General features: G+C 36.8%; 12 protein-coding genes. 2 read left to right on the top strand and 10 right to left on the bottom strand.

From position 1 onward, the window contains the following. The first annotated feature begins 8 nt into the window (after nucleotides 1–8). On the top strand, nucleotides 9–323 hold the full coding sequence (locus tag VL047_RS08760) for a DUF3817 domain-containing protein (protein WP_325359743.1): 315 nt from the start codon (nucleotides 9–11) through the stop codon (nucleotides 321–323). A 4-nt stretch (nucleotides 324–327) separates the two neighbouring features. Here VL047_RS08760 and VL047_RS08765 read toward each other — a convergent pair whose 3' ends face one another. The 9 genes from VL047_RS08765 to VL047_RS08805 form a co-directional block, all read right to left on the bottom strand. Beyond that, complete coding sequence (locus tag VL047_RS08765) at nucleotides 328–2,256, bottom strand: LTA synthase family protein (protein ID WP_325359744.1); 1,929 nt, start codon at nucleotides 2,254–2,256, stop codon at nucleotides 328–330. Between the two features lie 61 nt (nucleotides 2,257–2,317). After that, a complete protein-coding gene (locus tag VL047_RS08770; RefSeq protein WP_325359745.1) occupies nucleotides 2,318–2,695 on the bottom strand; it encodes an acyl-CoA thioesterase in 378 nt (125 codons plus the stop codon). A 46-nt stretch (nucleotides 2,696–2,741) separates the two neighbouring features. Continuing rightward, nucleotides 2,742–4,145 (bottom strand): dihydrolipoyl dehydrogenase, encoded by a 1,404-nt coding sequence (lpdA, locus tag VL047_RS08775; protein ID WP_325359746.1) that lies wholly within the window; start codon nucleotides 4,143–4,145, stop codon nucleotides 2,742–2,744. A gap of 103 nt (nucleotides 4,146–4,248) precedes the next feature. Then, nucleotides 4,249–4,767 (bottom strand): azurin, encoded by a 519-nt coding sequence (locus tag VL047_RS08780; RefSeq protein WP_325359747.1) that lies wholly within the window; start codon nucleotides 4,765–4,767, stop codon nucleotides 4,249–4,251. 108 nt (nucleotides 4,768–4,875) lie between these two features. Further along, on the bottom strand, nucleotides 4,876–6,039 hold the full coding sequence (locus VL047_RS08785; protein WP_325359749.1) for a hypothetical protein: 1,164 nt from the start codon (nucleotides 6,037–6,039) through the stop codon (nucleotides 4,876–4,878). A 22-nt stretch (nucleotides 6,040–6,061) separates the two neighbouring features. Beyond that, nucleotides 6,062–7,072, bottom strand: coding sequence for a hypothetical protein (locus VL047_RS08790; RefSeq protein ID WP_325359751.1), 1,011 nt, complete (start codon nucleotides 7,070–7,072; stop codon nucleotides 6,062–6,064). A gap of 75 nt (nucleotides 7,073–7,147) precedes the next feature. After that, entirely contained in the window at nucleotides 7,148–8,392 is a 1,245-nt protein-coding gene (gene odhB / locus VL047_RS08795; RefSeq protein WP_325359753.1) for a 2-oxoglutarate dehydrogenase complex dihydrolipoyllysine-residue succinyltransferase, read from the bottom strand. 13 nt (nucleotides 8,393–8,405) lie between these two features. Continuing rightward, nucleotides 8,406–11,195 carry a 2-oxoglutarate dehydrogenase E1 component gene (locus tag VL047_RS08800; protein WP_325359755.1) on the bottom strand — a complete coding sequence of 930 codons (2,790 nt, stop codon included), beginning with the start codon at nucleotides 11,193–11,195 and terminating at the stop codon, nucleotides 8,406–8,408. 151 nt (nucleotides 11,196–11,346) lie between these two features. Continuing rightward, nucleotides 11,347–12,531, bottom strand: a complete 1,185-nt coding sequence (locus VL047_RS08805) for a deoxyribodipyrimidine photo-lyase (protein ID WP_325359756.1) — start codon at nucleotides 12,529–12,531, stop codon at nucleotides 11,347–11,349. A 177-nt stretch (nucleotides 12,532–12,708) separates the two neighbouring features. Between VL047_RS08805 and VL047_RS08810 the strand changes: the two genes are divergently transcribed. Continuing rightward, nucleotides 12,709–13,572 (top strand): hypothetical protein, encoded by an 864-nt coding sequence (locus VL047_RS08810; RefSeq protein ID WP_325359758.1) that lies wholly within the window; start codon nucleotides 12,709–12,711, stop codon nucleotides 13,570–13,572. Nucleotides 13,573–13,656: 84 nt separating this feature from the next. Here the strand turns inward: VL047_RS08810 and VL047_RS08815 are convergent, their stop codons facing one another. Next, nucleotides 13,657–14,625, bottom strand: coding sequence for an FKBP-type peptidyl-prolyl cis-trans isomerase (locus VL047_RS08815; protein WP_325359760.1), 969 nt, complete (start codon nucleotides 14,623–14,625; stop codon nucleotides 13,657–13,659). Between the last annotated feature and the right edge of the window lie 7 nt (nucleotides 14,626–14,632).

Here is a 14,632-nt window from a genome sequence, read left to right on the forward strand (position 1 = left end):
TTGTCTAAATGAAAGATCTTACATTAATCCGCTTTACACAAATAGCGTTTATAGAAGGAGTATCCACCGTGATACTCTTCTTTATTGCAATGCCTTTAAAATATTTAGCAGACTGGCCACTTGGAGTGAAATACGTAGGCTGGGCACATGGTTTACTATTTATTACTTACCTGATTTTGCTGATTAGCTGCTGGTTTATATATAAATGGAGCTTCAAAAGGTTAGTTACATTCTTTATAGCCTCTTTAATTCCTTTCGCTCCCTTCTTTGTTGAAAGAGAGTTAAAAAGAGAAATGAAAGATAATTCATTTACGAATCGATAACAGTTTATTTAACCGTTAATTCGTTATTTATCATGCGATTATTGTACTGCTGGATAAATGCTTTTAAATGATCTTCCATCGGCTGCTGAATTTCCGGCAGGGTGTTTACAATGTTATTCTTCAATAAAATATCAGTCTTTACGTTAAACAAAGCACTGCTTGTGTTTCCATCGCTCAATAACAAATAATCACCTTGATGCAGACTAAAAGAGGTTCCGTTATTATTGACTACAAAATTGTTTGAGTCGGCTGCAAAAGCATCAAATCCAAAAGCAACATAGGGCTCGTCATAGTTTAGGAAATTGAGAACTGTTGGAGCAATATCAATTTGCTGAACCAAATGATCAGACATACCTTTTAGATCTCCTCCCGGGTAATAAAATACAATGGGGATGGAATAAGAGCCAAGCAATGTTTGATATTCGGGATGATAAGAAACTGTTGCATGATCTGCACAGAGTACAAAAAGTGTATTATTAAACCATGGCATTTTAGAAGCCGTTTCAAAGAACTCTCGAATAGCCATATCTGTATAACCCATCGGCTCCTGAACCTCTAGCGGGCCCTTTGGAAACTTTCCTATATATTTCTCGGGCACCTTATAAGGATGATGGGATGATAGAGAAAAGAAGGTGGTAAAGAATGGTTGTTTAAATGTATTAATCTTCTGAGCCATGAATTGCATAAATGGCTCATCCCATATTCCCCAAATACCATCAAAATCGGCATCATTGTTATATTCTGTTTTGCCGTAATAATGCTGAAAACCGGCTAACTTCGTATAAGATGAAAATCCCATGGAACCATTTGGCGCACCATGGAAGAAGGCTGTTTCATAGCCCTTTTGGCCGAGAAGCTTAGCAACACTATTCGTTTCATTACCTGAATAAATTGAAAGAACAAAAGGCTCCTCGATACTTGGAATTCCGGATATTATTGAAGGAAGTGCATCAATCGATTTACGACCATTTGCAAAAGTTTGGGTAAAGGTGTAGCTCTCAGCAATTAAGGAATCAAGAAAAGGAGTATAGCCTTTGTAGCTTCCATTATCGAGATTCTTATTCAATATTCCGACATGCTCTTTTCCTAAGCTCTCAATAATTAAAAATACAACGTTCAAAGGCTTGAAAGTACTATCGGGATGAGGGTTATGGACCGGATTATAAATAGACTTAAGTTCTTCTTCATCAAAGTAATGAACCGGTTTAAGTTTTACAGATCCTAAGGTTCTGAAAATAGAGAACGGTGTATTTAAAACGATATACATTTCTTCTGGTCGCTCTACATACTCACCGGCATTACTTAAAGTAATAGGACGCGTACTATGTCTCCAACCTCCGCGCATACCTACAATAGTTAAGCCTATAATCAATAGAAAAATGAGGCTATGAGTCCCGTAATTAAGAAGTTTAAATGGACGGGCCGATCTGATCTTCACACGATCATACAGCCACCAAAGAAGATAGAGAACCAGAATAAATACTAATAACAAATACCAGTAATCTATAAAAAAATCGAATGTCAGTTTCAACTTATTCTCTTCATTTGAAAACTGCTCAAAGATGGTTCCCGTTGTTCTTTTTAACGTGAACTTATAGTAGCCAAAATCTACAAGGTTTAGAGCGATCCCTATACCGTTGGTAATTATAAAGATCCACTTACATATTTTTTGATAACCGGAATGGTAACGAAAAGGGAAAGGAATACTCTGCAGCAGAATAAACAACGAGTTGATATAAAGCAAAGCTGCAATATCAAATTTAACCCCACCCAGCATGATTACAAACAGGTTCTTAGCTGTAACTGCAGGGAACAAACTGATATTTATAAAATAGAACCCTAAACGGAGCAGAGCATATATGCCCAATAATATTGCTATCCGATAAATTAGGGCAAGATAGATGTCTGGTTTTAAAATACTACGTGCATTCATTTTCACCTTAAAAAAGCACAAACATAATACCGAGTTTACAATTTCTTAATAAACCACAGTTCTAACGATAAGCATAGGTAATTTCAGTTTTACCATGTTCAGTAGGAACTCCGTCCTGATCAACATTTACGAATACCAGCCTATCAATGGTTAATATGCTCTTTCTCGTAATTTTATTTCTTACCTCACAGCAAAGAGTGATTGATGTTTTACCAAAATGAGTTGCTTTTATACCTAGTTCAATGATATCGCCCTTCTTTGCAGAACTAACAAAATTAATCTCAGAAATAAATTTGGTAACTACATGGGGGTTTCCTAGCTGAACAATGGCATAGATTACAGCTTCCTCATCTATCCATCTTAATAATGTACCTCCGAACAAGGTGCCATTGGGGTTTAAATCTTCAGGTTTAACCCATTTACGTGTATGAAAATTCATCTAATAGTATTATAAATAAAAAGAGCGGATGATATCCGCTCGAACTTTAAATATGTATTGCTCTGTTGGCTGTGGCCGCCAGAGCTGCTTCTTTTAATGCTTCAGTATAAGTAGGGTGGGCATGACAAATACGAGCTATATCTTCTGCTGAGGCTCTATATTCCATCGCTACAACAGCTTCAGCAATCATATCCGCCACACGAGGGCCAATCATATGAACACCAAGTATTTCATCTGTGTCCGCATCGGCTAATACTTTAACAAAACCGTCAGTATCCATACTTGCTCTAGCTCTGCCACTTGCTTTAAAAGGGAAAGATCCTGATTTGTATTTTTTACCGGCAGCCTTTAATTCCTCTTCTGTTTTACCTACGCTGGCAACTTCTGGCCATGTATACACAACTCCCGGAATTAAGTTATAATCAATATGAGGTTTTTGTCCTGCAATTAACTCTGCTACAAAGGTTCCTTCATCTTCGGCTTTATGAGCTAACATAGCTCCTTTAATTACATCCCCGATTGCATAAACTCCTTTTACCGGTGTTTCCAGATTTTCATCTACAGGAACTTTTTTGCCACGCTCTTCAAGTGTTATTCCTATATTTTCTAAACCAAGGCTTTCTGTATAGGCAATCCGTCCAATAGCAACCAGACAATAATCTCCTTCAACTTTAACAGCCTCACCTTGCTTATTCTCTGCTGTAATTGTTACTTTCTTACCTTTAGTTGTTGCTCCGGTTACTTTATGATTCAACAGGAATTCGAAACCTAAACGCTTAAGTACTTTTTGCAATTCTTTTCCTAAACCTTTATCCATTGTTGGAACAATGGAATCGGCATATTCTAATACCGTTACTTTGGATCCTAAACGCGCATATACAGAGCCTAATTCCAATCCGATTACTCCTCCGCCGATTAAAACCAAATGCTTAGGAACTTCTTGTAGATTCAAAGCTTCTGTTGAAGTAATAATCCGCTTTTTATCTATTTTAATGGATGGCAATGAAAATGGTTTGGAACCAGTAGCGATCACAACATTCGTCGCCGTAATAGTTTCCGATTTTCCCTCATCCTTTGTTATTTTTATTGTGTTCTTATCAACAAATGAACCCATTCCCTGATAGGAGGCGATTTTATTCTTCTTAAATAGAAAATCAATACCACCAGTTGTTTGCTCTACAACTTCATTTTTCCGCTTAATCATTTGAGCGATATCAACAGAAAGATTATCTAACTTAATACCGTGAGCTGCAAAATGCTTATCAGCATTGTAGAAATGCTCACTAGAATCCAGCAGAGCCTTCGATGGGATACAGCCCACATTTAGACAAGTGCCACCAAAGCTGTTATATTTTTCAATAACTGCTGTTTTTAAGCCTAATTGTGCACAACGAATTGCACTAACATATCCACCAGGACCGCTTCCGATAATTACGACGTCGTATTGCATATTTTATGATATTGGTTCTCAAAGTTAAGGAATAAAAAAATCTATACAAGAAAGAAGGCAGCCAAAATTGACTGCCTTCTTTCTTATTGAACTTGTATGATAATTACTCAACAATAATTTTACCATTCATCGTACCCCAGTGTCCAGGGAAGCTACAAACGAACTCATACTCGCCAGCTTCAGGAATTGTGAAAGTAATAGTATCACTTTCATCTGGTCCTAATAATTTAGTGTGAGCAATGATTGATGAAGCATATGTTGCAGGGATATAGTCGTTATCCTTTGCTTTAAAAGCTTCGCCACCAAAAGCTGCTAAATCAGTTCCTGGAGCTAATACAACGAAATTATGTCCCATTGCTTCTTTAGGCAATGTTCCTACATTATGTAATGTAATTTGAACTTCTTGTCCAGCTTTAACTGTAAAAGATGTTTGGTTGAATTTCATTTGATCATTAGACTCAATCTCAAACACTGCAGGTGCTAGATTAGAGTTGTCAGTTGCCACCTCTGTTGCAGCAACAGAAGTAGTGTCAGAACCTTCAGTTGCATTTTGAGAACTACCTCCGCATGATGCTAAGAATAAAACAGCTGCAGCTGCAGGTGCTAATAATAACTTTTTCATGTTTTTTAATTTTTTTAGATTATTAAGTTTTGTATTACAAACATACGTAATTAGTAAATGTTTGAATATTATTTTTTAATGTTTTATCATTTTTTACACTATTTTGAATTATAGAATAGGATAACGTTCAAATTCCTTGCTCCGGTCAAATAAATAGCGGTAAGTATAGTGAGTTTTATATATTTTTGCCCCTATCTGCTCAGCAACACGCATCATCTTTGGATTAAAATCTCCGATCCAATTCATTTGCAGTTCTTCGTATGGCATGTTCTTATCCTGAACCAGCTTCGCTGATTCAACAATAAGCGCAATCTCTAGACCTCTTTTCTGATGATCGGGAATTACACCAAATATGACACCGAACATCGTTTTACTTTGTTTCGTTACCTTTCTCCAAACAAAAAGCAATTTACCCCACCAAGTGAGTTTACCCGGCAGATATTTTACAATTAATTGATTCAAATCTGGTATTGAAATCCAGAATCCTACAGGTTCATTATTATAAAATGCAAACCAAATAAGCTTAGGATCTATAATCGGACGCATATTACGCAAAAGCTCCTGTGCTTGTATTTCAGACATCTCGCCTATCCCGGCATGTCTTGCCCAAGCTTTATTATATACGGATCGAAAATTTCGTGCTGCTGCTTCAAGATCAGACTTATCAACATGTTCAAAAGTATAGCCGCGATTAGATAGTATGTTCGTTGCACGATCCGCATAACGGGTGTCTAATTTCATCCTGACATCGCGCCAATAGGTATATTGTTTATAATAAAGCTGAAACCCGTATGCTTCAAATAGTGCTTGATAATAGGCAGGATTATAATTACAGGTATAGCATGGTTCATAAAAACCATCAATCAATAATCCCCACCATTTGTGGCGCTCACCAAAATTAATAGGCCCGTCCATCGCTTCTAAACCCTTTGAACTTAACCATGCTTTTGCTGTATCAAATAAAAGGAATGCAGCTTTCTGGTCATCAATGCATTCAAAAAAACCACAGCCGCCAGTAGGAAGTTCATAATTATCAACTGTTTCTTGTTTATAAAATGCCGCAATCCGGCCAATATATTTACCAGATGAATCTTGCAAAAGCCATCTGATGCATTCGCCTTGCTTAAATGAAATGTTTTTCTTCGGATCAAAAACTTCATCAATATCCGCGTCCAACGGACGAATATAATTTGCATCATCCTTATAAAACTGCAAAGCAACATCAATAAAGCTTTTTGCAAGATCGTGATTGTTTACTTCAATAACTTTCATATCCATTGATCAGAATATAACACTAGTACCAATTATCTTTTAGCTTATGCTTTGCTCCAATGTTATAACGTAAATTAAGAGTTTGCTGGTTATCAATTGCACCCGGAGTGAAATGAAAACTCAAGGCCAATTTAGCCGAAAATCTTTTCCGGTTTAATGCCTGCCATCCCAAATCTAGCCGATTATACTTACTCTCAGAGTAGAAGCTATCACCCAAGGCAATTCCCTGTGCTTCTCCAATGTACAATATATCATGGATATAGAACGATTTATAAGCTATATGCCCTTCTGCTATCAATCCCTTGGGGGTATTCCAATAACCAATTCCTCTATCTCGACTAAACGAAAATAACCCTCCTACATTGAATGCCAGTGAATCCAACTTAACATGAGGTGACAGATCCAAACCTACACGAGCTGTAAAAGCCAAATTATCCTGAAGATGAATGTTGTCATCATGTTTCTTCGTAAGTGCATTGTGCCACAAAACACCTTCATGCTTAAAAGAAAAATCTCCTGCTTTGATATTCCCAGATAAGCCTACGAGAAATTGTTCCCGCTGCGTTTCGGTTTGTTTGCTATTCCAATCTATCCAAACTTGTTGAAATATATTACTCTTCTCATAGCGAAAAAGAATTCCACTAAGGTTCGGCCTGAAATATTGAAGGGTATCACTTAATAAAGCCTTTGAGAAACCGTCAACCAATCCGGCTCTGGGAAAGACTCCCATGTAGAAACTAATGTTTTCTTTTATGTAATTATAGTAGATGGTTGGTGTAATCTTGCTGCTAATTTGACTCGAACCAAATTCATGAAGTATGTTGGCTCCAAAACGAATTCTATGAGTACTATCTGCTAATAAACCTACTTCGGGAATAAACTGTAAACCGATTAATGTTGGGGAAACTCTTCCTGATGCAGAATATTCATGATTATCAGCAAAGCCGAAAAATCCAAAATCCCATTCCAACATCTGTGCTTTTGAATCCAGGAAACAAAAGAACAGACTGAGGATAAGTATAAATCGATTCAAACAAGTTTTAGAAGAAGTCAAGTTTAAAAATAAAAAAGGGATTGCTTTTAAGCAATCCCTAATGTTCATATTTTTTTATACATCAAGTAATAAACGAGTCGGATCTTCTAAAAGTTCTTTCACACGTACTAAGAAACTAACTGATTCTCTTCCATCAATTATTCTATGATCATAAGATAGAGCCAAGTACATCATTGGGCGAATGACAACTTCACCATTAATTGCAACCGGACGCTGGATAATATTGTGCATTCCTAATATTGCAGATTGTGGGGCATTAATTATTGGGGTAGACATCATTGAACCAAATACTCCACCATTTGTAATGGTAAAAGTTCCTCCTGTCATTTCCTGGATAGTCAATTTATTACCTCTTGCTTTAGTAGCCAAATCAACAACAGCTTTCTCAATATCTTGCAAAGACAATGACTCTGCATTTCTAATAATAGGAACTACCAGACCCTTCGGACCTGATACAGCAATAGAAACATCTACAAAGTTACTATATACGATCTCTTCTTCTTCAATTCTTGCATTTACTGAAGGCCACTCTTTTAAAGCCATGCATACAGCTTTGGTAAAGAATGACATAAACCCTAAGCCAACACCATGTTTCTCTTTAAACTTGTCTTTATATTTAGTACGTAAATCCATTATCGGCTTCATATCTACTTCATTAAAAGTAGTAAGCATAGCCGTTTCATTTTTTACAACCACTAAGCGTTTAGCAATGGTCTTTCTAAGAGACGACATTTTCTCATGTCTTTCATCTCTACTTCCAGCCACTGAAGGGGAAGCACTGCTAGTTGCAGTTGACGCATCTTTTTCTACCGGTGCAGTAGCTTCGGCTTTAGAAGATGAAGCAGAAGCCTTTACAGCGTCGTCTTTTGTAATGCGACCATCTTTTCCGGTGCCATTTATAGATTTAGTATCGATTCCTTTTTCTTTAAGAATTTTCGCTGCTGCCGGAGATGCAGTACCAGCAGCATAGCTTTCCTGCGATTCTACTTTTTCTTCCTTAGATGCAGGTGCTGCTTCAGCAGGCTTGGCTTGTTCCGATGGAGCAGCACTTCCTTCTGCTTTATCTCCTTCTTCAATTTTGCAAAGAACCGCTCCTATCTCTAAGGTATCGCCTTCAGCTGCAACATGTCTTAATATTCCTGCTTTTTCAGCCGGAAGTTCAAATGTAGCTTTATCAGATTCCAGTTCAGCAACTATTTCATCCATCTCTACATAATCGCCGTCATTTTTTAACCATTGCGCTAAAGTAACTTCTGTAATAGATTCGCCTACGGTAGGCACTTTCATTTCTAAACTCATAAATGCTAATTTATTAATCGACTTTCACAGCCTCTTTCGTTGTTTTCTGTATGTTATTTTTCACCTCTTTTCCTGCTTTTGTTTCAAAAGCCCGTTCAACAATAATTACCTGTTGAGCAATATGCTGTTTTTGATAACCTGTAGCAGGACTGCTGCTTTCTTTACGGCAAACCACTTCTAATTCAATTCTTGAATGACGGAATTTACGACAGATATAAGGCCACGCTCCCATGTTTTCGGGTTCTTCCTGAACCCATAAGAAATCCTCAGCATTTTTATATTTTGCCTTTATTGCCCGCAACTTATCCATTGGTGTAGGATACATCTGCTCAACACGAACAACAGCTACATCTTTTCTTTTATCAACCTGTTGTTTATCTAATAAATCATAATAAACCTTACCTGTACAGAAAAGTACTCGCTTTACATCTGCTGTCTTAACATAGCTATCATCAATAACCTCCTGGAACTTACCATTCGTAAAGTCTTCTAAAGGAGAAACAACTAATGGATGGCGTAATAAACTCTTGGGTGTAAAAACAATCAATGGTTTACGGAATTCACGATGTAATTGGCGGCGTAAGATATGAAAGAAGTTAGCCGGCGTAGTACAATTCGCAACTTGCATATTGTTTTCCGCACATAGCTCTAAAACACGTTCAACCCTGGCTGATGAATGTTCCGGACCTTGCCCTTCATAACCGTGAGGAAGTAACATTACTAATCCATTAGAACGTTTCCATTTAGCCTCAGAACTTGAAAGATATTGATCAGTTATGGTTTGAGCACCATTTACAAAATCCCCAAATTGAGCTTCCCATATGGTAAGTGAATGTGGATTCGCCAATGAATAACCATATTCAAATCCTAACACCCCATATTCTGAAAGTAGAGAATTATAAATATCAAACTTTGCTGTACCATTATTCAATTGTGCCAGCGGAACATATTCTTCCTCTGAATTCTCTAAAGTTATAACAGCGTGTCTATGAGAGAAAGTTCCCCGTTCAACATCCTGCCCTGAAATGCGGACACGTTTACCTTCATCCAGTAAAGTACCATAAGCCATTAACTCAGCCATTGCCCAATCAAAAACTTTGGTTTTTACCATTTTTCTCCGGTCATCAAACAAACGCTCAATTTTCCGGAAAAACTTCTTGTCTTTAGGAAGTTCAGTAATAGCATTTGCTATACGAACAAAATCTTTTTCAGATACAGCAGTATCTGCAGGCACAAAAATATCTTCATACTTAGCCTTACGCAAACCTTGCCATGCACCTGAATACATTGGGTTCACATCAGGAATAACCTCATCATCTTTCGATTCATCCAAACGTTTTTGCAAAAGTGCCCGGAAATCTTTTTCCATCTCTTTCGCCAGGTTCGCATCTACACTTCCTTGTTCCAAAAGCTTTTTATTGTAAACCTCTCTAGGGTTCAGATGCTTCTCAATGGCTTTATATAATAAGGGCTGAGTAAACTTAGGTTCATCAGCTTCATTGTGACCGTAACGACGGTAACATAACATATCAATAAACACATCGGTATGATATTTTTGACGGTATTCAACAGCCATATTAATAGCATATACCAAAGCCTCCACATCATCACCGTTTACATGGAATACAGGAGACAAAGTAACCTTAGCAATATCAGTACAATAAGTAGAGGATCTTGCATCTTTATAATTGGTCGTAAATCCTACCTGATTGTTTATAACAATATGAATGGTGCCACCTGTTTTATATCCATCCAGTTTAGACATTTGGATAACCTCGTAAACAATACCTTGTCCTGCAATCGCGGCATCACCATGAATTATGATCGGAGCAATCTTAGAAGATTTTCCATCGTACTTCATATCAATTTTTGAGCGGACAATTCCCTCTACGACCGGACTTACTGCTTCTAAGTGAGAAGGATTCGGACAAAGGCTCAGGTGAACCTTTTTATTATTTGCAGTTGTCACATCAGAAGAGAATCCTAAATGATATTTAACATCACCACCGAATTCAACATCATCCGTTGTTTTACCTTCAAATTCATTAAAGACTGTTTCATAGGTCTTACCCAGTATATTAACCAGAACATTTAAGCGGCCACGATGTGCCATGCCTATTACAAATTCTTCAATACCCAGATCCGCACCCTTTTGAATAACAGAATCAAGACCGGGTATTAAGCTTTCTGCTCCCTCAAGAGAGAAACGTTTTTGCCCTAAAAACTTGGTTCCCAAGAAATTTTCAAAAACTACTGCTTCATTTAATTTCAGAAGCATTCTTTTTTTTGCTTCAATATTAAAATTCGGCTCGTTCCTTTCACTTTCCATCCGGTTCTGCAACCAGGATATCTTTTCCGGATTACGGATGTATTTGAACTCAGCACCGATAGTATCACAATAAGTGTCTTCTATCAATTGGCGAATATCGCGTAACTTTGCAGGCCCCAAACCCACTTCAATACCTGCATTAAATACAGTATCCATATCGGCCTCACTCAAACCAAATGTGGCTAGTTCTTTTCCCGGATAGTATTGTCTGCGCTCCCGAACAGGGTTTGTTTTTGTAAATAAATGACCTCTTTCACGATAACCATGTATCATGTTCAGTACATTAATTTCTTTTAAGATATGTTCCGGAGTCTCGGTCCCTTTAGCAGAACCTGCTCCTTGAGAACCGAAATCAAATCCTTCAAAAAACTTCTGCCATCCAAAATCAACTGATTCAGGATCAATTTTGTACGACTCATACATCGAATCAATGTAACGAGAGTCTGCATTGCTCAAGAAAGTAAGCTTATCCATGTCTAATTATACGTATATAGCAAAGTTATAAATAATATGATTGTTAGATAAGGAATCACCATCTTTTTTAGCGCTCCGTATCAAAAAACGAATATCCATCTTTGTTTTTCAGAAAGTAATTGAAATCAAGTGATATATGTATTTCTGTATATTACGAAATATTTTTAAGATTATTCTTAAAACTACTACCCACACCCGCAATATGCGCCCAACTACCGTAATTTGTAGCAGGATTATAATCAATTAATTTATCCTCGAAATAAGCAGCCCCTTTCAGCCAGCTTATTTGAAGGTCATTCACTAAATAAACAGCTACTTTTACACGCTCAGCATGACTAATATAACCGGTTTTATTCAGAGTCTCCATAATGCTATTCACCTGCACATTATCCGTATTTCCCGACTTCCAACTTTCAAATAAATCATCTCCTCCTGAGTAAGAAGGTTCAGCTTTAGAAAATCCCTTCAACTTAAAAAACTGATTACCATGTTTTTTAAACATAAAGCGATAATAATCATGCCACCATAGCTCATCCATCAATTTATTAAGAACAGCTTTGGGATAATCAACGCAGCTTACTAAAGAATGATAATAGGTGTGTACAGAAAGACAACCTAAAGAAATCCATGGCGAGAGCCTGGATTCAACTACATCTCCACACAACAGTAACGTGAGTTGTCTTTTTGCTTCAATTTCCCCTCCTAGAATTCCTGAAGTCGCTGCCAATTCAATTTCATTGTCGTTATAGCCAAGATCTTTCAATTCAGGCACATTCCATTGATCAGCGATTTCCAGAAAACTTAAGTTCTCAGGAAATTTTATACTTGGACGAATTGAACTTTCCCGACTGACCTTTTTCTTGAAGGTATTGAAATCATCAGGAATATCTTTAATAGGAAAAGGTAAATCTTCCTTATGATATAAAGTATGTCCAATAAAATGTCTTAAATTTAATTGAAGCTTCCAGAGAGCCTCCTCAACCAATGCAGATACTTTGGTTTCTTCATATGCAACTTCCCGATGATGATAAACTTCATCAATTTGATACTGTCTTGCCAACTCCGGCAGAATCTCCTCAGGCAAACCTCTTTCTATTATTAACTCTCCGTTTAGGGAACGGATGGATCTTTGAAGATCCTGTACACTTTCATTAATAAATTTGGCTCTTAATATACCTGTTTTCCTGGTACCATAGTTTGTTTCAGCATATGCACGAGTATCATAAATAAAAACAGGCAGAATAGCATTACCCTTATCGCTTGCAAAGCTGAGCATTTCATTGTCACTGATCCGTAAATCGTTCCTAAACCAAACTAATATGGTCTTTTTAATCATTCTAAATAAAAAACTAAACGACACAAATATACTTATTTTAAGCTTATTATTGTGATATTCACTCGTTCGTGCGGATATTGACAATCCATTTACAATAATTAATTTCACAAAAACAGAATAAATAGAAACATTAGCATTGCTGATTTGTAATATATACAGCATAATTATCTCTACCAGATGAATATACTCTTAACCGGTATCAACACTTATTTAGGAAAAAAACTGTCCTTGTTTTTTTTAGAAAAAAACTATGAACTAACCTGTTTGGTTAGGAATGAAAATATTCTAAAAAATGTAACGGGACGCAGCAACCTATCTGTTATACAGGGCGATCTAATTCGTGAAAAATATTCTCGCGAATTTCCTAAAGATCTAGACGTTGCATTTTACTTCAGCTATTATGTGGCAGAACAGGGTGACATTTATCAAGATATGGAGCTGCTATCCATTCAAAACTACATAAAAAAAGCACGTAGGGTTAATTGTGCTCATTTAGTATATGTGATGCCGTTACGCTCGCCGATAAATGAAGATATCATAGCTCTGTTTGAAAAGAGTTATATTCCTTATACAGTTATTAGAACCAGTAATATTGTAGGAAAAGATTCACTCTTGATACAAATCTTTAAAAAGATGGCTAGCAACTTTGCCATAATCTCGAACAGCAAATTGGCAAGTAGTAAATGTCAGCCGATAGCTTTGAGTGATGCTCTCACCTATTTAGATTTTATTGCTTCTAATCCGATAACTTTTAATCAGACTTTCGATATCGGTGGTCCGGAAATTTTAAGCTACCGGGAAATGCTCTTACAATTTCTACAGATATGCAAAATTAAGAAGACCATTATAACTTTACCTTTTGTGCATTCATTCTTCTCCAGTTTTTGGCTAAGCAAAAGTAGCGGATTGCCAAAAATGATTGCCCACGCCTTTAGTGAAAATATCCAAGGCGATTTGCTGTGTGAAAACAACAGAATCCATGACCTATTTCCACATACCAGCCTAAAATTCAAAGATGCTGTATTAGAAGCTATCCAATAAAAAAGGCCATAAGATATATCACCTTATGACCTTTTAAATTTTAAACCTCAAGAAATTTACAATCAGGAGGCTAGCTTATTCTTTTTAATTAAGAACTTTCTTTACGTTAATTTCAAAATCCAAAGAAGAAAACGGTGGAATACCTTCTGCAGTTGATGACGAACTTGGTTTTCCAGAAAGACCATATGCCTGAGATGAAGGCATAACCATACGCACTTTAGCACCCTCTTTTAGCTTAGGAAGCACCTCTCTCCATCCTGCAATAGTTGAATTTAAAGAAATACGAACTGAATCTGTCGATGATTCTTCAACAACAGTTCCGTTTAATGATTTCAAAACATATCCAACCTCAAGGGTCGATTCTGCACTAATTTGCTTACCGGTTCCTGGTTGAGAAATATGATAATAAATACCACTAGGAGTTTCTATATAATCATTCGTATTCGATCCAAGTTCGGAAAGATAATTCTTAATAGAATAATCTTCATAAGCCGGCAAGTCTGCAGGATCGATTGCATGAATAACATAATCTATAGATTGATTACTACCTATTTTCCCAGAATTACCTATTTTCCCGGAGCCATTACGCCCATATAAATATCTTGAAGGAACCAATACCCTAATCTTACCATTTGCATGCTTCAAGACTTGATTTAAAACTAATTTTAAACCTTCTTCTTTATCAAGCGGAGAACCTGGCTGACTACTGGCTACTTCAGAACCATAAGGAAAGTACCCTAAATAATCTGCATAACGGTTGATCGAACCAAAGGTATCAAGCGCACTGAAACTTCCATCATGGGTCTTCAACGTATAAACCATGGGAATAATTTCATCATAACCCAACTCTCTTCCATCTCCCTCTTCTAAAATCTGATAATACATTCCTGTATTTCCAAAAGGAATCATACTTAAATTATTCTGCCGAATGTAATTCTGGATATTCTCTTCATCCAATTCAACAATGGTCTGGTAATCTTTCTTCTCACAAGATGCAAATGCTAATACAGCAAAAAAGCCCAATACTAAGAATCGACTAGAAAATATGTTCATTCAACAG

Source organism: Albibacterium sp., from assembly GCF_035514885.1.
Taxonomy (GTDB): domain Bacteria; phylum Bacteroidota; class Bacteroidia; order Sphingobacteriales; family Sphingobacteriaceae; genus Albibacterium.

What these genes read in the sequence shown, in the direction of transcription:
- VL047_RS08785 (WP_325359749.1), bottom strand. Translation starts at nt 6,039, where the DNA reads ATGAAAGTTATTGAAGTAAACAATCACGATCTTGCAAAAAGCTTTATT.
- VL047_RS08760 (WP_325359743.1), top strand. Translation starts at nt 9, where the DNA reads ATGAAAGATCTTACATTAATCCGCTTTACACAAATAGCGTTTATAGAA.
- VL047_RS08765 (WP_325359744.1), bottom strand. Translation starts at nt 2,256, where the DNA reads ATGAATGCACGTAGTATTTTAAAACCAGACATCTATCTTGCCCTAATT.
- VL047_RS08810 (WP_325359758.1), top strand. Translation starts at nt 12,709, where the DNA reads ATGAATATACTCTTAACCGGTATCAACACTTATTTAGGAAAAAAACTG.
- VL047_RS08800 (WP_325359755.1), bottom strand. Translation starts at nt 11,195, where the DNA reads ATGGATAAGCTTACTTTCTTGAGCAATGCAGACTCTCGTTACATTGAT.
- odhB (WP_325359753.1), bottom strand. Translation starts at nt 8,392, where the DNA reads ATGAGTTTAGAAATGAAAGTGCCTACCGTAGGCGAATCTATTACAGAA.
- VL047_RS08780 (WP_325359747.1), bottom strand. Translation starts at nt 4,767, where the DNA reads ATGAAAAAGTTATTATTAGCACCTGCAGCTGCAGCTGTTTTATTCTTA.
- VL047_RS08805 (WP_325359756.1), bottom strand. Translation starts at nt 12,531, where the DNA reads ATGATTAAAAAGACCATATTAGTTTGGTTTAGGAACGATTTACGGATC.
- lpdA (WP_325359746.1), bottom strand. Translation starts at nt 4,145, where the DNA reads ATGCAATACGACGTCGTAATTATCGGAAGCGGTCCTGGTGGATATGTT.
- VL047_RS08770 (WP_325359745.1), bottom strand. Translation starts at nt 2,695, where the DNA reads ATGAATTTTCATACACGTAAATGGGTTAAACCTGAAGATTTAAACCCC.
- VL047_RS08815 (WP_325359760.1), bottom strand. Translation starts at nt 14,625, where the DNA reads ATGAACATATTTTCTAGTCGATTCTTAGTATTGGGCTTTTTTGCTGTA.